Genomic DNA, 23,447 nt, shown 5'->3' with positions numbered 1-23,447 from the left:
GTTTTACCAAACATACTAATTTTACATTAACAGCTATCTGTTTTTCATTCAGTTGCTGATTACTCACAATACTTTTTCAAAAAGAAATCCGCCCTATCATCTCCTAATGCTCTTGCCTGCTCCCAGTCGTTACAGGCATTTTCGTCGCCTAATTGATAATAAGCTGTAGCTCTTCCTTTATAGTACTCTGCCCTTTCAGTATCAAATTCTATGGCTTTGCTGAAATCCTTTACAGCACCTTCTACATCCTCCAACAAAATTTTCACGTTAGCACGATCATAGTAAGCTGCTGCATCGTCGGGAGCGTTTTCTATCACTTTGGAATAATCTTCCAATGCGCCTTTGTAGTCTTCTAGCTCTTCTTTCAAATAAGCGCGGTTATAATACACATTAGTATTAGTAGGATCAATTTTCAGTGCTTTGTTGAAGTCTGACAATGCATTCTGAAAAGCATACATATAAGTAAAAGCAGTAGCTCTGTCAATGTAGAGTTGCGCATCTTCTTTATCCATTGTCAACGCATTGGAGTAGTCTACACTGGCCTGCTCATAATTTTCCCGCTTAAAGTGAGCCTTCCCTTTGCGATGATACACATCTTTTTCACGGATTCCTCCTTCAATCACCAGCTCATAGTAGCCGATGGCTATCGCATACTGCTCTAGTTCATAGTAAGCATCTGCCATATAATAAAGGATACTGGTAGTGGCTGCTTCAGCAACTTCTACTTTGCGCAGGTCATTTTTTGAAGCTTCATAGTTGCCCAGCTTAAAGTGTGCTAACCCCCGGTTTTCATAAGCTATTATGTATTCTGTATCCAATGCGAGAGCCTGATCAAAATCCGGTATTGCCTGCTCATACTGTTTTAGCAAGAATTTAGTTTTACCCCGATTGTTATATATTACCGGATCGTTTACACCTAAGCTAATTGCCTGATTGTAATCGTCTAGTGCAGCCTGATAGTCTTTTAACCTGAAGCGGGTGTTGGCTCTTACAGCATAGGCCTCTCCAAAGTCTGATTGTTTACCTATCGCATTGGTAAGGTCCTGCAAGGCTTCTTCAAACGCTTTGTCTTCATAGCGTGCAAAACCACGACGAAAATAGGTGAGAGCATCATCCGCTCCCATTTCTATTGCCCTATCTAAATCTATTAGTGCTTCTTTGTATTGCTTAAGAAAAAACTTTGCATTTCCACGACAAGATAAAGCTGTCTTATTGATCATTCCCTGCTCAATAGCTTTATCCAGATCAGCAATTACAGCTTCATAAGCTTTCGCTTTTTCTTCTTCAGCAAGCGTTTCTACCAGCTGATATTGACTCACACCCCGACTAAAAAAAGTTCTGGCATCAGCTACATTATTCTCAACGGCGTGGTTCAGTTCTTTCAGTGCTTCTGTATAGGCTTCTGTTTCGTACAATGAAATTCCCATCAATCGGGCAATATCCTGATCCTGACTGTCCAGCTCACGTGCCTCTTGCAAATCACTGATAGTACCAGCATAATCTTGGGTGGCGAAGCGTGTATTTCCCCTGTTTAACAATGCTTTTACATAGTCTGGCTTCTGATTGATAGCCTGATCGTAGTCCAGCAGGGCTGCATTATAATTTTGCTGCATAGCCTTGGCTTTTCCCCTATTGTTATAAATAATGGGCGCTTTTTCCTGATCTTCTTTTCCCCCGTTTGACAAAGCCAAATTATAAGCACTTATCGCTCCCGGGTAATCGTCAATAAGGAATTTAGCATTGCCTAGATTATAAAGGCTCATTAAATCTTTTACTCCCTTAGAAACAGCAAAATCCAAGTCTTTAACGGCGTCTGTATTGTTTCCAGTGGCATAGTACGCATTCCCCCGGTCACTGTATACTTTTGGTGCATCCGCTCCCTTTTCAATTGCCCGTGTCAAATCCGCAATTGCTTTGTCATGATTGCCCAATGCTTCATTCACATATCCGCTAAACTCAAATGCCTTTTTGGTATCAGCACCGAGGCTGAATGCTTTGCTCAGGTCTGCTAAAGCCTCCTTAAATTCACTGCGGTAGTAATAAATCTCTCCCCGATAAAGGTAAGCCTGAATTTCATTCAGTCCCATCGTAATGGCTTCTGAAAGATCTTTTTCTGCTTGCTCATAATCAGCGATCTCGAAGTTTGCATACCCTAGATATTGATACAGTCTTAAATCACTTACCCCCAGCTCACTGGCTTTTTGTAGGCTTTCTACCGCCTTATTTTGTTCTTTTAGCATATAAAAGGCCACCCCTTTTTCTAAGTGGGCCTGAGCGTAACGAGCTTTCCGCTGGATAGCCTTCTCAAAATCAGCTAGCGCTTCCTCGGTTTGCTGTGTACTGAGATATGCTTTTCCACGTTTAAGGTACAAATCCGCGCTGGAAGCTCCCAAACCAATCGCTTTTTCAAGATCCTGTAAAGCCTCCGGGGTTTCTTTCTGTCTCAGTCTTAATGCAGCTCTGTTGACATACGCTAATGTATCCTGCGTTCCTAAACTGATCGCCTGATTAAGATCATCAATTGCTGAAACATCTTCATTAGCAAATTTTGCGTTACCACGCATCAGGTAGACGTCCACATTCGTTTCGCCATGCTTAAGTGCTTCACCCAGAGCATTGACTGCTGCCTGATAATTTTTAAGGACATATTCTACTTTGCCCAGATGGTAATAGCTCAGCCCATCACCTGCCCCCTGTTCAATGGCCTTTTTTAAGTCTGGAAGCGCTGAACTGTATTCTTCCAGGTACACCTTTGCATTTCCTCTGCAATAATATAAGTCAGCTTCCTTTTCACCTTTTTCTATTGCGGTGGAAAGTTCAGCAATAGCCTCCCTATACTTTCGCAAATGGTATTTGCTTTTCCCTATACCTGTATAGGTTTTGCCACTGTTATCTCCAAGAGATAGTCCTTTCTCATAATCCAGAAGTGCCTGCTGATATTTTTTCTGTGTGTAATAAATATCTGCCCGGGCAGAGAACAAGTGGGCTTCGTTGATGCCTCCACTAATGGCCTTGTTGAGATGTACCAGCGCGTTTTCACGATCTTCATTCTGGAAATATGCACGTCCCAGCATGCCTTCCACCTGCGGAGAACTGCTTGCTTTTGTCAAAGTATTGATGGCCTGATCATACTGATTTTCAGCAAAATAGGAGGCTCCCAAAGCCAGAAATACCTGTTCATCAGTAGTTCCCAGTTCTATCGCTTTCTCCAGTGCTACAATAGTGCTCTGATGCTGTGCTCTGGCAGCATAAGAGCAACCTAAGATCTGATAATAATACCCATCAAGCAATGCTTGGCTTTCGGAAGATTCAATTTCTTTTAAATCTCTAATTGCCAGATCATACTGTTGAAGTTCAAATCTGGCATATGCTCTTTTTTGAAATAAGACCGGTTCTTTGCCCCCTCCCTGCTGGGCCTGATCTAGGGCTTTTATGGCCTCAGCATAACTCTTTTTTTCATATAGTGCTATGCCACGGTACATTTCATATTCTGCATCCAGACTTCCAAGTGCTGCAGCTTTATTTAGGTCAGCTACTACGCTTTCCCATTGTTGAAGCTGAAAATAGGCCGTTGCCCGGTTGAGCCAGGCTTTTTGATAACTTTCTTTAAGCTTTACAGCCTCGCCAAAATCTGCAAGTGAAGCCTTTGCATCGCCAGCCAGCAGTTTTGCCTTTCCCCGATTGTTATATACGATTTCATCCCGCTGTCCCATCGCTATTGCCTGATCGTAATCCCCTATAGCCTCATTGTATTTGTCATACATAAAATAAATATTGGCTCTGTGTACATAAGCGCTGGGATCACTAACTCCTTCTTTAATAGCTTTATTCAGGTCACTGACAGCCTCTTTATATTCTTGCTTTTCATACAAGCACAATGCCCGATAAAGAAATACCTCTGCGTTATAGGCTCTGAGTGTAACTGCTTTGTTCAGGTCTTCTAAAGCAGCATCAAGCTTCAGCAACTTATAATTGGCGACTCCCCTTCCCTGATAGGCTTCCGGACTTTCGGAGCGGGCAATGATATGGCGGGTAAAAGCAGTCTTGGCTTCTACAAACTGATTAGACTTAAGCAGTGCATTGCCTTCAGCCAAATAGTCTACAGAATCCTGCAAGTAATGATAGGCTTGCAAAGGAGTAAATACACACTGTAGAGCTGTGGCAAATATTATTGAAAAAAGAAAACGCTTGATCATACCTAAAATATATCCATTGTCCCTTATGAACGATTAAGGTCAAATTTAATTTTTCAAATACCGTTCCTCCGTTGAAAAAAGCGTTTTTCTGTTTATCGTAAGATTAATACGTGGATTAAGGGTTTAAAAAAGAAAAGCTCTGACCATTTATTGGCCAGAGCTTTTTAGCTTATAAAAATAGCTTGCTTGTTTATGCTTCAGCTACCGGATCTACGTGTACGTACGAACGACTCTGTGATCCTCTTTTAAATACTACAGTACCATTAGTAAGTGCAAAAAGCGTATGGTCTTTACCGATTCCTACGTTTTTACCAGGATGATGCTTGGTACCACGCTGCCTTACAATGATATTTCCAGCGACCACTTCCTGACCGCCAAATATTTTTACGCCTAGGCGTTTACTTTCTGAATCTCTACCGTTTTTCGAGCTACCGGCTCCTTTTTTATGTGCCATGGTATCGTAATTTTATGATTATACTTTTTTATTTTTTCATCAATTCTTTAGCCTGCCCTACCCAGTCTTCACTTTTGATAAGATCTGCAGTCAAGCCATCAATATCAGCTATTTTCTCCATATCTTCCTCACTCAGCTTGCTAATCTGCTCAAAAGTTGTGTAACCTTTGGCATTCAGCTCTTTTTCAAACACAGGACCGATGCCGCTGATTTTTTTCAGGTCATCTTTGCCACTGTCTTTGGCTTTTGTCTCCTTTTTAGGAGCTTCTTCTTTGGCAGGAGCAGGTTTAGACTCAGCTTTCTTGGCTGAAGCTTTCTGCCCTTTGGCAAGGATATCCTCAATCAGGATTTTTGAATACCCCTGGCGGTGACCCTGCGTTTTCTTGTATCCCTTTCTTCTTTTCTTTTTGAATACAATAACTTTGTCACCGCGACCGTGATCCAGGATAGTTCCTGTTACTTTGGCACCATTTACTACGGGCGTACCCACTTCAATGCCATTATCATCTCCTAAAAGGAGGACACGATCAAACTCGACGGAAGCGCCAGTCTCTCCTGCTACAGAAGGAGCATAAACAAACTGATCTTTAGCTACTTTAAATTGCTTTCCGGCTATATCAACGATTGCGTACATTATAATTTACTTTTTTCAATTGAGGCGCAAATATAGAAGTTAGACTCCGTTAATACAAATCAAAGCTGGCTTTCGTTTAGTCTTTTTAAAAAAATTTGCGCAGCATTTCAGCGATTGTATTTAGAGATACTTATATACTTCACAAAAGCGTATAATTTCACCTAAATATCCTGCTTTATTATATCAGGGATAACTGTCTGGCCATAGCTTCAGCTTCCTGTTTGGTATACGCCAGTTGCTGGTATTTCACCATCAAATCTCTTTTTTTGACAGCTTCTCCCCTTGCGATATAGCGAGGAGAGACTACATATACCGATTGTGCTTTTTTACGGAGAAAATCAATTTCCAGTAGGTAGGCTATGGTTTCTGAAATGGTTCGCTGACTTGTCTTTGTAAAATCCGCAATGTCGCGATACTTACCAATAAATAAGTGAGTTTGCTGATCAATACTATTTATGATGTATAAGAGCACCTTTTTTTTACCTTTTCCGAATTCCCGAGAAGCCTGCAGGAGGTCGGGCAAAAAAGTCAGATAAAAGTGAGTATCTTTGTACACTGGTTTTTCCACCACTGCAAACTCTCTCTCCTCACCTGTTTCTGCATTGATCCAGCGTTCGTAACGCACTACGTCTTTCTCTTTCTGTATTTTCGCTGCCTTTCTCGTTTTATCTTCCATACTATTAGACTTGGGAATTTACCGCTAACTGATACTAAAGTATTTGCTTTCATAATTAAAAGCAAATGATGTAATTAATAAAAGCGGAATTATTCTGTGTTTTATCAAAATAATTTGACTTCTCATAACAATTGATCGCAGTATTTATTTACATAACAAAGCAATTAGCTTTTCAAAATTTTAAGAAGGCATTTTTTTGGAAAAATTCTTAATCACATACAAATTTAAATAGTTAATTGATTTTCAGGCATTTACATTACTTTTTTTAAATATAAAATTTAAACATACGAACATTCGGATGACCTGAAAACATAAAATTGACTTTTTCTTTCGAAGCGAAATAAACATATTTGTCTTAGTGCGAAGGCAATTTTTCTAAAATGCTTCTTTTTCGGAAGAAATTAAAAATGTGCTTTCATTTAAGTATAGAAATACAATAAGTCTTTAATCATAAAATGCAGATAGATATGGATCAGAAAACACTAGAAGCGCAAGAACCGATTTTGCAGGAGAACCCAAACCGTTTTGTATTATTCCCTATTGAGCACCCCGATATATGGCAATGGTACAAAAAGGAAGAAGCAAGCTTCTGGACCGCTGAGGAGATAGACTTAAGCCAGGATCTGAAAGACTGGAACAATATGACTGACGATGAGCGTCATTTTATCTCTCATGTTTTGGCATTCTTTGCTGCCAGTGATGGTATTGTAAATGAAAACCTGGCAGAGAATTTCGTAAACGAAGTACAATATACTGAGGCTAAGTTTTTCTACGGCTTTCAGATTGCAATGGAAAACGTGCATTCTGAAACTTACTCTCTACTTATAGATACCTATATTAAAGACGCTAAAACAAAAAATAAGCTGTTTCGCGCCGTTGAAACTATGGACTGCGTGAAGAAGAAAGCTGACTGGGCACTTCGCTGGATTGATGAAGGTAATTTTGCTGAAAGACTGGTCGCTTTCGCTGCCGTAGAAGGAATCTTCTTCTCAGGCAGCTTCTGCTCTATCTTCTGGCTCAAGAAGCGTGGCCTGATGCCTGGCTTGACTTTTTCCAATGAACTCATCTCACGTGACGAAGGGTTGCATTGCGATTTTGCCTGCCACCTCTACATGAATCACCTGATCAATAAACTGCCCAAAGAAACAGTGACTAAGATCATCACTGATGCTGTAGCTATTGAAAAGGAATTTGTAAGTGATGCCTTACCTGTAAGTCTTATTGGCATGAACGCAGACCTGATGTGCCAGTACATTGAATTTGTCGCTGACCGTTTACTACTTGAGTTGGGCTGTGATAAAGTCTACAAGTCCAGTAATCCGTTTGATTTTATGGAGATGATCTCTCTTCAGGGTAAGACCAATTTCTTTGAAAAGCGTGTTGGCGAATACCAGAAGGCAGGCGTTAAAAATAGCTCAGAAGATCAGGGCAAGCCAAAGTTCTCTCTTGACGAAGACTTCTAAAAACATATAAGTAGTCGTAAATATCATTTACAGCTAAGGGAGCGCGTATCATGCCAGACAGTGATAATGCTGTGGCATAAAAGCGCTCCAAAAGGTAATACAAGAACGAGCGTTCATTCAAAATTTTATAACCATTAATCCCCAAACCCTATGCTAGTAATCAAAAGAGACGGCAGGCGAGAGTCGGTCAAATTTGATAAGATTACGGCCAGAATTGAGAAACTCTGCTACGGCCTTGACGTAAATCACGTTCATCCGGTGGAAGTAGCCAAAAAGGTAATTACCGGTATTTATGATGGTGTGACCACTATAGAGCTGGATAACCTGGCTGCCGAAACTGCTGCTACCCTCACGGTAAAACACCCTGACTATGCCGTCCTGGCTGCACGAATTGCTATTTCCAACCTGCATAAGGTGACCAGTAAATCTTTCTCCAATACCATGAAGCGTCTTTATAAATATGAAGACCCTAAAACCGGAGAACATGCGCCGCTGATCTCAAAGGATACCTATGCCATCATCAAAAAGCATGCGGCTCAGTTGGACTCTACTATCATATATAGCCGCGACTATAACTATGATTACTTTGGCTTCAAGACACTGGAGCGTTCTTATTTGATGAAACTTGACGGTAGAGTGGTGGAACGTCCTCAGCATATGCTGATGAGAGTAGCGGTTGGAATTCATGGTGAGGATATTGAAGCAGCGATTGAAACTTACAATCTGCTTTCAGAAAAGTGGTTTACGCACGCTACCCCCACCCTCTTTAATGCGGGTACGCCTAAGCCACAAATGTCGTCTTGCTTCCTTTTAACGATTAAGGAAGACTCCATTGATGGCATTTATGATACGCTAAAGCAGTGTGCACAAATTTCACAGTCTGCCGGAGGTATCGGTTTGAGCATCCACCATGTAAGGGCTACAGGTTCGTATATACGGGGTACCAATGGTGTTTCCAACGGTATTGTACCAATGTTGAGAAACTTTGATATGACCGCTCGTTATGTGGATCAGGGAGGCGGAAAGCGTAAGGGAAGCTTCGCCATTTACCTGGAACCCTGGCACGCGGATGTTTATGACTTCCTGGACCTGAAAAAGAACCACGGTAAGGAAGAACTTCGTGCCCGCGACCTTTTCTATGCCATGTGGATTCCTGACCTCTTCATGAAGCGAGTAGAAAGCAATGAAGAGTGGTCTCTTTTCTGCCCTAATGAAGCTCCCGGACTTTACGATAGTTATGGGGATGATTTTGAAAAACTATACGAAAAGTATGAGCGTGAAGGCAAGGCCCGTCGTACTGTAAAAGCACAGGATTTATGGTTTGAAATTCTTGAATCTCAGATAGAGACCGGTACCCCTTATATGTTGTATAAGGACCATGCCAACCGCAAGTCTAATCAGAAGAACCTGGGGACCATCCGTTCTTCTAACCTCTGCACTGAAATCATGGAGTATACGTCTCCTGACGAAGTGGCTGTATGTAATCTGGCTTCTATCTCATTGCCTAAGTTTGTAACAGATGATGGCGAAGGAGGCGCTCCACGCTTTGACCACCAGAAACTATACGAGATCACCAAAGTAGTGACCCGTAACCTGAACAAAGTGATTGATGTCAACTACTATCCGGTACCTGAAGCACGAAACTCTAATATGCGTCACCGTCCTATTGGTATCGGTGTACAGGGATTAGCGGATGCTTTCATCATGCTCAAAATGCCTTTTGAGTCAGAAGAAGCAAAAGGATTGAACAGAGATATCTTTGAAACTATTTACTATGCATCCATGGAGACTTCTATGGAAATAGCGCAAAAAGAAGGGGCTTATGAGACCTTTAAAGGGTCACCGGTATCTAAAGGTATCTTCCAGTTTGATATGTGGGGCGTAACTCCCGACAGCGGACGTTGGGACTGGAATGCGCTCAAGCAAAAAGTAAAAAAGCACGGTGTACGCAACTCTCTATTGCTGGCGCCTATGCCTACTGCTTCTACTTCTCAGATCCTCGGAAATAATGAGTGCTTTGAGCCTTATACTTCTAATATCTACACCCGCCGTGTGCTGTCAGGTGAGTTTGTGGTAGTAAACAAGCATCTACTCAAAGACCTGGTAGACCTGAACCTGTGGAACGAAGGCATGAAAAATCGCCTGATTTCTGAGAACGGTTCTATACAGAATATTGATGATATTCCTGAGCACCTGAAGGATCTGTATAAAACCACCTGGGAAATATCTCAGAAGACGATCATTGACATGGCCGCTGACCGTGGCGCATACATTTGCCAGAGCCAGAGCCTCAATGTACATATGCAGGACCCTAACTTCGGCAAGTTGACATCCATGCACTTTCATGCCTGGAAGCGAGGACTTAAGACCGGCATGTACTATCTGCGTACTAAGGCAGCCACCGATGCCATCAAGTTTACGGTAGACAAAGCCGCACTAGGACAGCCGCAAACGGCCACTCAGCAGCAGATGGCTGCCGTCAGCGAGCAGCGAAATCAAAACCAGTCGGACATGCAGTGCTCCCTGGACGATCCCGACAACTGCGAAGCTTGCGGAAGCTAAAACCAATCATCACAAAGCGTCACCTCAAGAAGGTGGCGCTTTTTTATTTTGGTATGATTCGGGCCAGCGGCAATTACATGGTTGCCCTTGCAGATAACTGTCACTCGGCCACGCATCCCGGTGAGATGCGAGCGACTGTAGAATAAGAAGGTATCTTTTAAGAAATCATACGGCCGACAATTTCATATCAAAGAAGCGGAAACAATAAGATGATATGAGTACTAATTTCACATCATTTCAGCATTGCAAACGGCCAATACAGATCACCCTGACTACCGTTTAAATTATGGGAGCAGAAACTAGCATTCCCATAGCGCCCCTCCATTTTCTCCTCTCGCTGTGCCGGATTCCTGAAATTCTTACAAGCTCCCCAAACATCACCAAATTCAGAAGGTTATGGCTATAGGAGTGAAAAAGCTCAATTTTTATTGCTGATAATGGTCACAGATCTACTTTTCAGCAACAAGTACAAAAGCAGGTGTGAAGCACATCTGCGAATGATTTTTTTAACCTAATAACAATAAGTTATGGAAAGCACAGAAAAATATAAAGTGAGTTTTAGAAGAAGCGGAACTCGTAAACCTTCCTCTGAGCGATTTTTTAATACTGAACAGGAAGCATACGATTATTTCAAACAGTACACCCCCAAAAAAAAGAAAGACAAAGAAGAAGAATGGGGCGTAGGAGAGTCATCCGAAATAAAACTGGATTTAGTCAAGCTGTCTGAAAATGGCATAGAAACAAGCAGCCAGACAGTAGATTCCACGCATGTAGAGCAACAGGACGCCATTGGCTAAGGAATTGAGTGATGCAAACACACATCATTTTCAAGCCGGTAAAAATTAGGATTGACTCAAAACACTAATGATAAATTGGTGGCAAGGAGCTTAGATGCAATAAGCTCCTTTACTTGTTTGTTTTAAGTCAGCCGAACAAATCGTATGAACTCTACATGACTTGGCTAGTGATAGCGTAACAAATCCCTTATTTGTTGGCTCATAGCATGAGCATAGCTGTTTTTAAGAAAACAAACAGCGAACAACCTCAAGATAAAGAATTACGCAGGCATTTTCCCGGCGAAAGAGTTAGCCAAAAATCGTTGTGCACTCAGCAAAAAAGTTATTTACGGAAAGTTATGGAAGTATGTGACTACCAGGTCGTGATCTTGGTTTCACGCATGGCTTTCAATATATCTCTCCTACTTACCTGACCCACCAGCTTTCCGTTATGCACCACCGGGAATTTACGATAGTGCGTAGTCAGAAACTCATTGGCCACATCCAGTATATCATGATCGGTACTTACAGTTTTGACTACTTTTGACATATAGTCCGAAACAGTTTTATCATGATGAGGAAGATTATTATAGGCAGCATCCACAATCAGCCTTAAACAATCCTTCTCAGTAAGCATACCCACAATGGCGCGGTTATGATCTAAAACTGGCGCTCCAGTAAGTTTATTTTCTAATATAGTATTAATCGCTTCATCAATGGTGAGTTCCGGAGTGAGAGTGACTTCATCAGAAGCCATAAATTTTTCAACTGATGGGAAGGTCATCCCACTAGCTTGTGGCTTCTCTGCTTTTGAACCTGTAAAATTCATGGCGAGTGATGTTTAAAATGTTGATTAAATAAAAATAGGTAAGATGAAATCAAAGAAAAATCATCCATAGATTTTACTAAATATTTATCACATTCGCAAACAATCCATCTTCGTTTATAATATTTTAAATACAATCGCGCTAGAAACCCGCTTTTTCATTAAGATCTGAAGGTTGAGCATTTCTTCAGATTTCAATTCGCAAGATGATAATGTCGTGTTTTTGGAGCTGGCATAGGCATATGCGAAGTAGGCTTGGTAAGATTTAAACCTAAACACTTTTTATTTTGCAGGTAATCAATCAATACCGGATAGGCTAAATAATTTCTATGCTTTGCTCCCATGTGAAGATTAAATTTCTTTGAATTTACTACCCTTGTTTTAGAAAATGACCTGCCATGAGTATGGCGGCTATAAGGAGCCACAGCAATGGGGGCTTGATTTTTTTCGTTGGAGCTTAATTGATTGAACTGATCTGCAGTTGACTGCACTTGCCCTTTTTGGGTAGAGCTGTTTTTTGAAAAATGAAAGAGGTTGTTACCGCATCTAAATAGAAAATATCAGTACCAATAAAACAAGAATCAGGTTAAGTATGAAGACTTATTTACATTAAACTAAAACTGGTTTCAGTCTTGAAGACTGAAATCATGAATGAAGGCAAAGTCTGAGACTTTGCTTCATTTGGCCACTTCAATTAGAAACTGAAGCGAATATCTTGCTACAAAGCAATGATATAAACTAATAGCGTCAACTTACTTAAATAGCCTGAATTGATACCAATCCATATTGTCGCGTAGATAACAAAACGATCTTCAAGTCCATCATTGAAAAATATCAATACAATATTTAATGTATGTGGGCGTACCATTGTTAGTCATTGGCATTATCAAAAATTACCCTATGCGAAAGATTTACTTCTGATTGTTCCAATTAAATCATTTGACTTATGCGCTATCTTTCTGCTAGAAATTATATCTATGCCATATCAATAGTATATGTTACTCTCTTACAGGCGTGTACACAGGATAATGATTTAATTGTACCAAAGATTACAACGTCGGATGTGCCGCTATACCCTGATGTAGATGATGCTTTGCACACTTATTTCAGCCGATTTGAAGATGAAGCCCGGCAAAGAGGTTTATCCTATGATTTATCTGAGCTGGGCATCAGTGGAGTGATAGAGGAAATTGATGAAGAACATATAGCAGGTCAATGTGCATACAGCCGCTTTACCAATCCCAGAAAAATTACTATCGATAAGACATTTTGGGACCATTTTTCAGATGCCTACAAAGAGTTTATTGTATTTCACGAGCTGGGACACTGCGTACTCAACCGATCTCATCTGGAAACAAGCTTTTTCAATGGGGTTTGCAAGAGTATCATGCGTAGCGGCAATGGCGAGTGCTTTGACTTCTATAGTAGTTCTACCCGAGCTTATTATGTAGATGAGCTTTTTGAAATTGAAAGCACTCAACCATTTTGACAAAAAAAGGTGTGACAAGCACACCTTGAAATTTTCAGTAAATCCATCAATTTTAGTAATACCGATAGTCCGGAGGGTTATTCCCACTAATGCGCACATATAAGTTTGCCTTGGCTTTGTGGTTGGTCAGATGATCATGTACCAAAAGCATTCCCTGCATACGTGTAATTGTTCTTCCTGAAAAACTTTGTGTTTCTTCCTTTAGTGCATCGTCAGAAACACTGCTCATGATTTCTCCTGCTTCACGAAGGTTAGTGAGCACATATTCTACAACTTCATCTTTGCTCATGGATGAAGCGTCCATTTCCGGGGGAGGGCCAGAGGGCTGAACATCTTTTAAAAACATATTGGCAATCACTTTTGAAGAACCACCGATGTGCAGGAGTTGCTCAGCAAATGTTCGTACACTGTCATGCGGTTTGTAATCATACATATCTTCGGGCATCGCATTTGCCAGTTCTTCTATCTGAGCTATCGCCTCTTCCCAGACGGGCGCCTGCGCTTCTACAAAGGTATAACTAGGTCCGGCAGTTTCAGTTGTCTCTGAAGGTGCTTCCTGCGGTGTACAATAAGTAAAGAGAAATGCTCCCAGGACAATGGAAAGCAGGGGTTTCATAGTTTTCATCTGGTTGATAGTTTGTTTCTATGAAGGTAAAAGAATTACTTCTAATAATCACTCTCAACACATAAAAACTCAAATTTTGGCTTGCGCACTGATATAATGATAATCTGGAGTGCCTTTAACTTTAAAAAATTAGATTTTATTCAATGTGTTAATTATTTTAATTCTATAACTACTCAAATCAAAATTATGGGAAAATTTATCGTAAGTAAAAGAAAAGATGGTGAGTTCCATTTTAGCCTGAAGGCAAGTAACGGTCAGATTATACTTAGCAGTCAGGGGTATAAAACCAAGCCAAGCTGTATAAAGGGGGTTGAATCTGTACAGAAAAATGCTACAGATGATAGCCGTTTTGAAAAGAAAACCGCTTCAAACGGCAAGATTTTCTTTAACCTGAAATCTTCAAACGGACAAATCATTGGTAGTAGTCAGATGTACGCCAGTGATGCCTCCTGCAAGAAAGGAATCCATTCGGTTCAGGTAAATGCTCCTGAGGCAGAAATTGATGATCAAACAACGTAATACAATTATTCTTGCAAATCAATGATACTTAAAAACCCGACTTTAACTCGGGTTTTTTCAATAGTAATCACTTTAAAGCCAGATAATTTACTTGCTGATATTCCATCTAATGCTTACCATTTCCATTACTGTGTTGCAACACCATTTCAGAAAGCTTTTCTCCTCCTTTAATTCCAAAGTCCAAAGTACGTATAGGGAAAGGTATCATAATATCATTTTCGTTATACGCATGTTGTATTGCCATCACCGCATCACTTTGTGCGGCTAGATAATCGGGTTGCTTAGGTGATTTAGCCCAGAAGCGTACAGAAAAGTTAATGGAGCTATCACCAAATTCATTAAAAAAGAGCGTTACATCGCGGTTTTTGTCAATGCTATCCAATTTAGAAACTGCATCTATGGTCACTTTCTTCACTTTGGCCAGGTCATCCCCATAGGAAACACCGACGCCCAGGTCCACACGTCTTTCATTAGTGCGGGTATAGTTAGTTACTACATTTTGGAAAAGCTGCTTGTTGGGTATCAGCACTTCCAAACCCTGGAAGGTTTTGATGGTAGTTATTCTAAGACTGACATCAGTCACTATTCCCATGTGACCATCATTTTCTATAATATCGCCCACCTTGAAGGGCTGCTGGAAAGCAATGATGATACCTGAAATGAAATTGGCTGCGATGTCCTGAAAAGCAAATCCTAACGCTAAACCTACGATACCGACCCCTGCCAGTAAAGAACCTACTAAAGTAGTAAGGTCCAATATGCCCAATGCGATAAAAATTCCGGCGATGAAAAGCCCAATAAATACTATGTTAGAAAATAGATTGTTTACCGCGTAGTTAGAAGAAACCCTTTGGAATAATTTTTTAACACCATTTCTGGCCAGGCGGGCAATAAGGTAAAAAACAATTACAATGATTATCGCTACCACAAGGTTAGGCAACATTTTTATCATTGCACTCAACCAACTTTCTAGCTTATCGGTAACAAGCTCTAGAGGGTTTTCAATATCAAAATCCATTTAGTTAAAGGTTAAAAAGTAAAGAAAAGAGCTTGATTACTCTTTTCTTATAAAAAACATTTAGAAACTCACGTACTGTTTTTTCTTCTTGGCTTGTTTGATGGATTTCTGGCTACGCTTAGCGTAATCAGCAATTAGTTCTCCAAGTACATTTAGCAAATTATATATTCCCTCGTTGATAGTCTTTTCAAAATCTGATTTGATTCGATTACTGTCTTTACTAAATCTACTTTTAGCCCTTGACTTAGTATTGCTATCCTGTGAAAAAATAAAACTGGCTGCAATTGCTGCTGCTGCTACAGTTAAGATTCCGGTCAAAAGTCTCATTTTTAAAAATTATATGGTTAAACAATAATGTGCCTGAATTTATAGAAGATGACTGCTAGCACTGGCTAGCTTACATTAAAAAATAATTGGTAGTAAAGAATTAAAACTAAGATAACAATCTTTTGTTGGCTAAACGAAGCATTTTAGATGAACTATTCAATTTCCTCCGCTTATTTCCTCGACTTTCTCAAAAAAAGACCGCTTCCTTTCAGACTTTACTGACCAATCAACCGGTACGCTCTGATAGCCTTCCTCAAAGCTTTCACCCTCTCTTCTGAAATCAAAAAAGCCCCATGAGGCATATGATTTAACTGCAGCTACCATATTGTTGATGTCCTCATCAAAATCATAATGATCATCTTCGTTAAAAACGATTGGCATAGGGCTATACCCTTCAACTTCCTTAGTCTCTTTAACCATTTGCGTTATTCGTTCGGGCTCCCCTACCCCATTGCCATGGATAAGGATATAATCTGAAACCTTTACTACATTAGAGGTAGGAATAGTACCTCCTCCATAGCTGGTGGTAGCCAGATACCGATATCCTTTTTTAGTTTTATCCCTCACCCTTTTAACGATCTCATGGATCCTCTCTGTCTTAAGAATATCATGGTCATATTTGTTGACATCCGTTTCATTGCATGCTTCAATCAGCACATTACGGTATTCCTTTTCAAATAGCCAGTCCATCGTATTATCCACAGCCCTCAATACTGCTGTTTCATTCTTCAGATGCTGATCCTGTCCAAAATAAAAAAGTCCCAGTATCACCACCATACCCAGTTCATCTGCTTTTAGAAGAATTTTATCCAGACGCTGAAAATAAGCAGTGCGTAGATTACCATTTTCATCAAAAGCGGAATTGATCCAATCCCGATTGCCATACCCTAATGGACTGCCACCCTGTAAATTCAATGTAAATGCCAGCAAACCATATCTATTCCATTCATCCATGGCTGCTACAAACTCATTCGTATTTCTATCAGCAGACCATTCATGCGTATCAGGATATTTCCACTGAGCCCTACTTGCCTCATTAAGATCGTCAAAAATACCTTGTACCATGCGAGCGTTGAACAAAAGCCCCTCCACAGGATATCCCTGCCAGCTTCTATCCTCATAAGTGGGTTTACCGTTGATGTAAAATTTTTCGCCTTCTATGCTTACTATTGTACGCTTCTGAGCCAGTACCAGCGCGGGGAGAAAAACAAGCGCTATTATCCAAGATGTGAATTTCATTATTTTAGGTTGTGGTATGTACGTATTATTGAAGATATCAAAATATGGGTTTCACTGATAGATTCCTAAAAAAACACTCTTAATAGTAATACTATTTGCTTTAAGTGATATTCAAAATTAAAGGATAGTTATACTAAATTAAATAATAGCTATATTGCCACTACTTTAATTTTGATCACCTTCGCCTGTATCTTCAGTTTGATTTTTTGGTTATGATAACACTTGCCTTAAACGAAAAATATTTTTTAAAGGACCCCCAACATACTGATCTGGGAACAAAAATAGTAAGTAGCAGCATTCAGCTCATTGATGAATTAGGCTTTGAACAATTTACATTTAAAAAATTAGCAAAAGAGATTCATTCTACAGAAGCTTCCATTTATCGGTATTTTGAGAATAAGCATAAGTTACTCATGTACCTGATTGCCTGGTACTGGAAATGGATGGAATACCTGATAGATTATCGTATCAATAACATTGAAGAAGCAGAGCGTAAACTTGACATTGCGCTTAAAACGCTATGTGAAGAGGTCAACTTTGATCCTAATTTTGTAAATATTGATGAGATCGCATTGCGAAGAATTGTAGTATCAGAATCGAACAAGACATACCTTACCAAACATGTGGATGAAGATAATAAAGAAGGACTTTTCAGGGGTTACAAATCGTTATGCCGGCTGATAGCCAATCTCGTAAAAGAGTATAATCCTGATTTTATGTATCCTCATGCTCTGATCAGTACTGTTATTGAAGCATCTCACCAGCAAGCATTCTTTGCCCAACATCTGCCATCACTGACGGAAGTACAAAGAGACGACCCTGACATGTATAACAAAATATTCGTATTTCTCCAGCATCTGGTAATGAGTGCAATCAACCGGGCTTAACTACATTAGTAAAAATAACATATTATTAGTTTCTCCTGATAATCAATCCGTTAGATTGACTTCCATCTCAATTATTTGTATTTTATAGGAGTGCTTATACTATTAAAAAATGTTTAAGTTTTATCTGTAACCAGTAAAAGTTATGGAATCATCTCTTCCTACCCCTAAAGAACAGATTGGCAACCTACATTTTATTAGAAAAGATGTATTGAATACTGCGCTTAAGAAAGCAAAAAGAAAATATCAACTGAGGAGGGCGATGTTGTTGGGTAACCTTTATCATGGGAAAGTGAATATCAAATTCAGAGACGAAAAAAATGTATTGCACAATGTTGAAACTACAGTTTGGACTGTAGGGGAGAAATACATTAGCCTTAAGGGAGGGCGTACTATTCCAGTTTGGGCTATAGAAGATATTGAGTTTTAGCCAATAGTTAAAGTGACGCATTTCTCCATTTCCATCCAAATATGAAAAGGGGCTAATATGTTAGAAATCAGCCCCATGTTTTTATTCGGTTGTAAACCAATATTTACTCAAGTTCTACCACCAAATCATCCTGCTCTACCATCGTGTTCACTTCCAGGTGAATTTTCTTCACTTTACCTGCTCTTGGCGCGGAAATGGTAGATTCCATTTTCATCGCTTCTATGACAAATAAAGGAGTACCTTCTTCAACTTCCTGCCCTGCCTTAGCCATCAGACTGGAAAGCCTACCTTGCAAAGGTGAGCCGATTTCCGTATCGCTCTCCTTGGCAGCCTTCTGATGCGCCACTACTTTGGACTGGAAATTATTATCTTTAATCCTAACCCTGCGAGATTGCCCGTTGAGTTCAAAAGTGACCATGCGATAGCCTTCCTCATCCGGTTCGGTGATGAAAAGCAACTTGATCATGATAACCTTACCTTCAGCTATTTTGACCAGTATTTCCTCACCGTACTTGAGTCCGTAGAAAAATGCTGGCGTAGGCAATGAAGACATATCTCCATATACTTTCTGATAATTATAGAAGTCTTCATATACTTTAGGGTATAATTTGTAAGACAGGAAGTCCAGCAAGCTGCGACTCTCATCAAAACGCTGTTTAAATTCCTCAAATTCTTTATCAAAATCTATGGGTTCAAGGTGCTCATTTGGTCGATCGGTGAATGGCTTCTCTCCCTTCAGCACCAGTTGCTGTATCTTCTCAGGAAATCCACCCACTGGCTGCCCCAACTCACCTCTGAAAAGACTAACGACAGACTCTGGAAATGATAGATTTTTACCATCGTTTAGCACATCTTCTACCGTAAGGTTATTGGATGCCATAAAGATTGCCATATCCCCTACTACTTTGGAAGAGGGAGTTACTTTCACCAAGTCTCCAAAGAGTTTGTTAACGGCCGCATAATTCTTTTTGATGGTTTCAAATTTGTGCTCCAACCCCATAGCCGTAGCTTGCGGGCGCAGATTAGAATACTGTCCTCCGGGAATCTCATGATCGTAAACTTCAGCAGTACCTGCTTTTAAGCCAGATTCAAAGGGATAGTAGTATTCACGAATTGCTTCCCAATAGACTGAATACTCATTGAGCGAATGCAGATTAATAGGCTGCTCTCTTTCGTGTCCCTGCATCATCGCCACCACAGCGTTGAAGTTTGGCTGCGAGGTAAGTCCGGACATGGCACCAATTGCTACATCTACCACATCCACACCTGCTTCAATGGCTTTGACATACGTGGCAGGTTGTACGGATGAGGTATCATGGGTGTGCAGATGTACTGGAATATCCACTGTTTTTTTAAGCTCACTGACCAGTAGCTCGGCAGCATAAGGCTTGAGCAAACCTGCCATATCTTTGATCGCCAGAATATGTGCTCCCTCATCTTCCAACTGCTTCGCCATATCCAGGTAATACTGAAGCGTATATTTTTTATTGTCGGGCGACATCAGGTCTCCAGTATAACAAATGGCTGCCTCAGCAATTGATTCTGTACGCTCTCTGATAGCACGTAGGCTTACTTTCATGGCATTAACCCAGTTGAGCGAGTCAAACACGCGGAAAATATCTATTCCGGTCTCGGCGGCTTTCTCAATAAATTTCTCTATCAGGTTATCAGGGTAAGCTTTGTAGCCAACCGCATTAGATCCTCTAAGGAGCATTTGCAAAAGAATATTAGGTACTGCTTCTCTGATTTGCTGCAAACGTACCCAGGGGTCTTCATGTAGAAAGCGCATGCTCACATCAAAAGTAGCCCCTCCCCATACTTCCATAGAAAAGACCTGCGGATGATGTTTGGCAAAGCTTTCTGCTACCCTCAGCATATCTATGCCTCGCATGCGGGTAGCCAGAAGTGACTGATGTGCATCACGGAAAGTAGTATCGGTATACTGGATTTTCTTTTCATTCTTCAGCCAGTCTACAAACTTTTCTCTGCCCATTTGCTTGAGCTTGTCTTTCGTTCCCTCCGGATAAGGCACATACTGATAATTTACTTTCTGTCCAGACTCAGGGTCTTGCATCATGGGTGAAGGCAGGATTGGCGCTCTGAACACCTTATTCGGGTCCATGAATCGGACGTTAGGATTACCGTTTACCGTAACATCCGCCAGATACATCAACGTTCTGGTGGCACGGTCCAGTCCTTCACGAATATCAAAAAGGTCAGGATTGCTTTCAATAAAATTTACGGTTGCCTCACCACGGTAGAAAGTAGGGTGCGAAATCACATTGATCAGAAAGCCAATATTAGTTTTAACCCCCCGGATTCTGAACTCACGTAATGTCCGCTGCAATCTTTGTGAAGCGCCTTTTAAAGTCCGGCCGGTAGCTGAAACCTTGACCAGCATGGAATCAAAGAAGGGAGAAATGGTAACACCCGGATAAGAGCTACCTTCATCCAACCTGATCCCAAAACCACCGGCGTTTCGGTAGGCGATGATGGTACCATAATCAGGACGGAAATTGTTTTTGGGATCTTCAGTAGTTACCCTGCACTGTATGGCATAACCCTGCACCTTAATGTCTTCCTGCTTGCGGATGTAGATGCGCGGATCAGCAAGTTTCCGTCCCTGTGCGATTAGAATCTGCGAACGAACGATATCTACGCCGGTAATCTCTTCGGTAATGGTATGCTCTACCTGTATGCGCGGATTAACTTCTATGAAATAGATGCCTTCATTTTTGTCTACCAGAAATTCAACCGTACCTACATTATTGTAATCAACAGATCGGGTAATTTGTAAAGCATACTCATAGAGCTTATCCTTGGTTTCCTGCTTAAGGTTGGAAGATGGCGCTACTTCCACCACTTTCTGAAAACGTCGCTGCACCGAGCAGTCGCGTTCAAATAGGTGAACGATATTACCGTAGTTATCGCCCATGATCTGCACCTCAATGTGCTTGGGCTCTTCAATGAACTTTTCCAGAAAAACGGTATCATCTCCAAAGGCTTTTTTAGCCTCACTCTTGGCTTCGGAGAAAGCATTTTTAAGACTTTTAGCATCTCGGATGACGCGCATTCCACGCCCTCCCCCACCGGCAGCAGCTTTGAGCATCACCGGGAAACCGATACGCTCAGCCTCTTTGAGCGCAACTTCTTCAGTCGTCAGATCTTCTTTGCTATCTTCTATGACGGGCACTTTGGCGTTGATGGCAATTTTCTTGGCTGATACCTTATCTCCCAGTTTCTCCATCACCTCAGGTTCGGGGCCTACGAAGATGATCCCTTCCTCTTTGCAGCGACGAGATAGCTTAACATTTTCGGAAAGGAAGCCATAGCCCGGATGAATTGCATCAACATTTTGACGCTTTGCCAGTAAAATTATTTCTTCTATGTCTAGATAAGGTTTGAGAGGCTCATTATCTTCTCCAACCTGATAAGCTTCGTCTGCCTTATAGCGGTGTAATGAATAACGATCTTCGTAGGTGTAGATGGCAACCGTTCTTATTCTCAGTTCTGAGGCTGCTCTGAGAATCCTAATTGCAATCTCACCTCTGTTTGCTACCAGAATCTTATTCAGTTTTTTGAGGTCGTTAGGCATGGTTAGTTGTTTCAGTGTAAAAATGATATTCTTTAGTGCTTAAAATTAAAAAATTTATTGCGAAAGGCGTAATATATTAAGAGCATCTTATTATATCTTTCCATATTTCTCAGTTTAACCTTTCTTTAGTGTTATAAATTGATATTCATAGTATTTTTCCATCATAGGCTACGAAAATATGACTTTTGTCATTTCTAATGATCGCATAAGATACTTAATTTGTATAAATAATTATTAGGTATAAATATTTGATCATTTCTTTGAACCTTAGTCACGGAAGTTCATGTTGTGATAAAAGATCAAGAAAAAAATGAGCCTATATTGTTTATAATTATTCTAAATTAGCTTTCATACCAAGGTTCATTTTAAAGTTCAAAGAACTGAAATTATCTTTGCCCATTGAGTTTATTTTCATGATGCAAAACAACTTCAAATTCGTTAGCTTAACTTATAAGAACAGCCCTATTGAGATTCGTGAGCGGGTTGCATTAAACGAACAGCAGTATTCCGACCTACTGCGTAAACTCAAAAGCATTACTAATATCTCTGAGGCTCTTGTCCTTTCTACCTGCAACCGTACAGAGGTTTATTATTCTGCTGAGCATGACTTGAGCGATGAGATCATCAAGCTCATCATCGTTGAGAAAGGACTTACCGATATTGCCGATAGCATTCATCAGTACTTTGTAAGTTGTAATGACGAAAATGAAGTAATGCGTCATCTTTTTCATGTGGCTATTGGTCTTGAATCCCAGGTAGTGGGTGATATGCAGATATCCAACCAGGTCAAAAGAGCTTATCAGGCCTCCGCTGACGAAGATATGGCTGGTCCTTTCCTCCATCGCTTGCTGCACACCATTTTCTTTACCAACAAAAGAGTAGTACAGGAAACCCCGTTTCGCGATGGTGCAGCCTCAGTTTCGTACGCCGCTTCAGAACTGGTGTACGATCTGGCAGCTGAAATTATTAAGCCCCGCCTATTGGTTATTGGCTTAGGTGAAATCGGTACCGATGTGTGTAAAAACATTGGCGACTCTGACAATATTGATGATTTGTTTAAAGTGACAGTCGTCAATCGCACCCATGAGAAAGCAGTAAAGCTGGCTGCACAGTACGGCTTTGTCCCCCGCCTTTACGAAGAAGTTGAAGATGCCATTTTAGAAGCTGACATCATTGTTTCAGCAATCTCACTACAGGAGCCTCTAATTACCAAATCCATTTTTGAGAAGCGAAAGCAAATCAGCTATAAGTATCTGATTGACCTTTCCGTTCCCAGAAGCATTGATGCTGATGTAGAGAATGTACCCGGTGCACTGGTCTATAATGTAGATGATATCAAAAACAAGTCGGATGAGGCCATGCAGAAGCGCATTAATGCCATACCCCATGTGAAAGCCATCATTGAAGAAGCACTCACTGATATAGAAGGTTGGGTACAGGAAATGGAAGTTTCCCCTACTATCCATAGACTGAAAAATGCATTGGAGCAAATTCGTCAGGAAGAAATTGCCCGTTACCTGAAAAACCTGGATGAGAAAGAGGCGGATTATGTGGAAAAAATTACCAAAGGGATGATGCAGAAAATCATGAAGCTTCCGGTATTGCAACTGAAAGCTGCCTGCAAGCGTGGTGAAGCAGAAACTCTGATTGATGTCCTCAACGACCTTTTTGACTTGGAAAGGCATAATATTCCCAAAGCCAAGTAATTAGTCTTTTCAAAAGCTTTCTAAAATC

General features: G+C 40.7%; 18 protein-coding genes and 1 pseudogene. 8 read left to right on the top strand and 11 right to left on the bottom strand.

Features of this window, described 5'->3' with window-relative positions:
- Positions 1-59 precede the first annotated feature (59 nt).
- The 5 genes and pseudogenes from OKW21_RS07155 to OKW21_RS07140 all read right to left on the bottom strand — a co-directional run bounded on the left by OKW21_RS07155 (position 60) and on the right by OKW21_RS07140 (position 5,960).
- Positions 60-4,115 (bottom strand): tetratricopeptide repeat protein, encoded by a 4,056-nt coding sequence (locus tag OKW21_RS07155; protein WP_277478692.1) that lies wholly within the window; start codon positions 4,113-4,115, stop codon positions 60-62.
- A 271-nt stretch (positions 4,116-4,386) separates the two neighbouring features.
- Entirely contained in the window at positions 4,387-4,650 is a 264-nt protein-coding gene (gene rpmA / locus OKW21_RS07150; RefSeq protein ID WP_277478690.1) for a 50S ribosomal protein L27, read from the bottom strand.
- A gap of 28 nt (positions 4,651-4,678) precedes the next feature.
- Entirely contained in the window at positions 4,679-4,870 is a 192-nt protein-coding gene (locus tag OKW21_RS32515; RefSeq protein ID WP_338130113.1) for a helix-hairpin-helix domain-containing protein, read from the bottom strand.
- Between the two features lie 111 nt (positions 4,871-4,981).
- Positions 4,982-5,284: pseudogene (gene rplU / locus OKW21_RS07145) on the bottom strand (50S ribosomal protein L21); the annotation flags it as partial.
- Positions 5,285-5,462: 178 nt separating this feature from the next.
- Positions 5,463-5,960: a replication/maintenance protein RepL gene (locus OKW21_RS07140; RefSeq protein WP_277478688.1), complete on the bottom strand. Its 498-nt coding sequence runs from the start codon at positions 5,958-5,960 to the stop codon at positions 5,463-5,465.
- Between the two features lie 467 nt (positions 5,961-6,427).
- Between OKW21_RS07140 and OKW21_RS07135 the strand changes: the two genes are divergently transcribed.
- The 3 genes from OKW21_RS07135 (at position 6,428) to OKW21_RS07125 (ending at position 10,782) form a co-directional block, all read left to right on the top strand.
- Positions 6,428-7,423, top strand: a complete 996-nt coding sequence (locus OKW21_RS07135) for a ribonucleoside-diphosphate reductase small subunit (RefSeq protein WP_277478686.1) — start codon at positions 6,428-6,430, stop codon at positions 7,421-7,423.
- 150 nt (positions 7,424-7,573) lie between these two features.
- A complete protein-coding gene (locus OKW21_RS07130; protein ID WP_277478684.1) occupies positions 7,574-9,985 on the top strand; it encodes a ribonucleoside-diphosphate reductase subunit alpha in 2,412 nt (803 codons plus the stop codon).
- A gap of 527 nt (positions 9,986-10,512) precedes the next feature.
- Complete coding sequence (locus OKW21_RS07125; RefSeq protein ID WP_277478682.1) at positions 10,513-10,782, top strand: hypothetical protein; 270 nt, start codon at positions 10,513-10,515, stop codon at positions 10,780-10,782.
- A gap of 352 nt (positions 10,783-11,134) precedes the next feature.
- Here OKW21_RS07125 and OKW21_RS07120 read toward each other — a convergent pair whose 3' ends face one another.
- Complete coding sequence (locus tag OKW21_RS07120) at positions 11,135-11,590, bottom strand: CBS domain-containing protein (RefSeq protein WP_277478680.1); 456 nt, start codon at positions 11,588-11,590, stop codon at positions 11,135-11,137.
- 943 nt (positions 11,591-12,533) lie between these two features.
- Here OKW21_RS07120 and OKW21_RS07115 point away from each other — a divergent pair.
- Positions 12,534-13,076, top strand: coding sequence for a hypothetical protein (locus OKW21_RS07115; protein ID WP_277478678.1), 543 nt, complete (start codon positions 12,534-12,536; stop codon positions 13,074-13,076).
- Between the two features lie 52 nt (positions 13,077-13,128).
- On the opposite strand, the gene OKW21_RS07110 is transcribed toward OKW21_RS07115, so the two are convergent.
- A complete protein-coding gene (locus tag OKW21_RS07110) occupies positions 13,129-13,701 on the bottom strand; it encodes a DinB family protein (RefSeq protein ID WP_277478676.1) in 573 nt (190 codons plus the stop codon).
- 186 nt (positions 13,702-13,887) lie between these two features.
- Between OKW21_RS07110 and OKW21_RS07105 the strand changes: the two genes are divergently transcribed.
- The gene (locus OKW21_RS07105; protein ID WP_277478675.1) at positions 13,888-14,220 is read left to right on the top strand and encodes a YegP family protein; all 333 of its coding nucleotides are present in this window, start codon (positions 13,888-13,890) and stop codon (positions 14,218-14,220) included.
- A gap of 106 nt (positions 14,221-14,326) precedes the next feature.
- Here the strand turns inward: OKW21_RS07105 and OKW21_RS07100 are convergent, their stop codons facing one another.
- The 3 genes from OKW21_RS07100 to OKW21_RS07090 form a co-directional block, all read right to left on the bottom strand.
- The gene (locus OKW21_RS07100; RefSeq protein ID WP_277478673.1) at positions 14,327-15,238 is read right to left on the bottom strand and encodes a mechanosensitive ion channel family protein; all 912 of its coding nucleotides are present in this window, start codon (positions 15,236-15,238) and stop codon (positions 14,327-14,329) included.
- Positions 15,239-15,298: 60 nt separating this feature from the next.
- The gene (locus OKW21_RS07095) at positions 15,299-15,556 is read right to left on the bottom strand and encodes a hypothetical protein (protein WP_277478671.1); all 258 of its coding nucleotides are present in this window, start codon (positions 15,554-15,556) and stop codon (positions 15,299-15,301) included.
- 165 nt (positions 15,557-15,721) lie between these two features.
- Entirely contained in the window at positions 15,722-16,804 is a 1,083-nt protein-coding gene (locus OKW21_RS07090) for a hypothetical protein (RefSeq protein ID WP_277478669.1), read from the bottom strand.
- A gap of 212 nt (positions 16,805-17,016) precedes the next feature.
- On the opposite strand from OKW21_RS07090, the gene OKW21_RS07085 reads away from it, so the two are divergent.
- Positions 17,017-17,691: a TetR/AcrR family transcriptional regulator gene (locus OKW21_RS07085; protein ID WP_277478667.1), complete on the top strand. Its 675-nt coding sequence runs from the start codon at positions 17,017-17,019 to the stop codon at positions 17,689-17,691.
- 142 nt (positions 17,692-17,833) lie between these two features.
- Entirely contained in the window at positions 17,834-18,118 is a 285-nt protein-coding gene (locus tag OKW21_RS07080; RefSeq protein WP_277478664.1) for a hypothetical protein, read from the top strand.
- A gap of 103 nt (positions 18,119-18,221) precedes the next feature.
- Here OKW21_RS07080 and OKW21_RS07075 read toward each other — a convergent pair whose 3' ends face one another.
- Positions 18,222-21,713 carry a pyruvate carboxylase gene (locus OKW21_RS07075; protein ID WP_277478661.1) on the bottom strand — a complete coding sequence of 1,164 codons (3,492 nt, stop codon included), beginning with the start codon at positions 21,711-21,713 and terminating at the stop codon, positions 18,222-18,224.
- A 413-nt stretch (positions 21,714-22,126) separates the two neighbouring features.
- On the opposite strand from OKW21_RS07075, the gene hemA reads away from it, so the two are divergent.
- Positions 22,127-23,419 carry a glutamyl-tRNA reductase gene (hemA, locus tag OKW21_RS07070; protein WP_338130032.1) on the top strand — a complete coding sequence of 431 codons (1,293 nt, stop codon included), beginning with the start codon at positions 22,127-22,129 and terminating at the stop codon, positions 23,417-23,419.
- Positions 23,420-23,447: the final 28 nt, after the last annotated feature.

It is taken from the genome of Catalinimonas alkaloidigena (genome assembly GCF_029504655.1).
GTDB classification, from domain to species: Bacteria; Bacteroidota; Bacteroidia; order Cytophagales; family Cyclobacteriaceae; genus Catalinimonas; species Catalinimonas alkaloidigena.
The sequence above is the reverse complement of the archived record's forward strand: the minus strand, read 5'-3'. Positions and strand labels throughout refer to the sequence as shown.

Coding starts and splice junctions, on each gene's coding strand:
- rpmA (WP_277478690.1), bottom strand. CDS start 4,650: ATGGCACATAAAAAAGGAGCCGGTAGCTCGAAAAACGGTAGAGATTCA.
- OKW21_RS07140 (WP_277478688.1), bottom strand. CDS start 5,960: ATGGAAGATAAAACGAGAAAGGCAGCGAAAATACAGAAAGAGAAAGAC.
- OKW21_RS07135 (WP_277478686.1), top strand. CDS start 6,428: ATGGATCAGAAAACACTAGAAGCGCAAGAACCGATTTTGCAGGAGAAC.
- OKW21_RS07130 (WP_277478684.1), top strand. CDS start 7,574: ATGCTAGTAATCAAAAGAGACGGCAGGCGAGAGTCGGTCAAATTTGAT.
- OKW21_RS07125 (WP_277478682.1), top strand. CDS start 10,513: ATGGAAAGCACAGAAAAATATAAAGTGAGTTTTAGAAGAAGCGGAACT.
- OKW21_RS07120 (WP_277478680.1), bottom strand. CDS start 11,590: ATGAATTTTACAGGTTCAAAAGCAGAGAAGCCACAAGCTAGTGGGATG.
- OKW21_RS07115 (WP_277478678.1), top strand. CDS start 12,534: ATGCGCTATCTTTCTGCTAGAAATTATATCTATGCCATATCAATAGTA.
- OKW21_RS07110 (WP_277478676.1), bottom strand. CDS start 13,701: ATGAAAACTATGAAACCCCTGCTTTCCATTGTCCTGGGAGCATTTCTC.
- OKW21_RS07105 (WP_277478675.1), top strand. CDS start 13,888: ATGGGAAAATTTATCGTAAGTAAAAGAAAAGATGGTGAGTTCCATTTT.
- OKW21_RS07100 (WP_277478673.1), bottom strand. CDS start 15,238: ATGGATTTTGATATTGAAAACCCTCTAGAGCTTGTTACCGATAAGCTA.
- OKW21_RS07090 (WP_277478669.1), bottom strand. CDS start 16,804: ATGAAATTCACATCTTGGATAATAGCGCTTGTTTTTCTCCCCGCGCTG.
- OKW21_RS07085 (WP_277478667.1), top strand. CDS start 17,017: ATGATAACACTTGCCTTAAACGAAAAATATTTTTTAAAGGACCCCCAA.
- OKW21_RS07080 (WP_277478664.1), top strand. CDS start 17,834: ATGGAATCATCTCTTCCTACCCCTAAAGAACAGATTGGCAACCTACAT.
- OKW21_RS07075 (WP_277478661.1), bottom strand. CDS start 21,713: ATGCCTAACGACCTCAAAAAACTGAATAAGATTCTGGTAGCAAACAGA.
- hemA (WP_338130032.1), top strand. CDS start 22,127: ATGATGCAAAACAACTTCAAATTCGTTAGCTTAACTTATAAGAACAGC.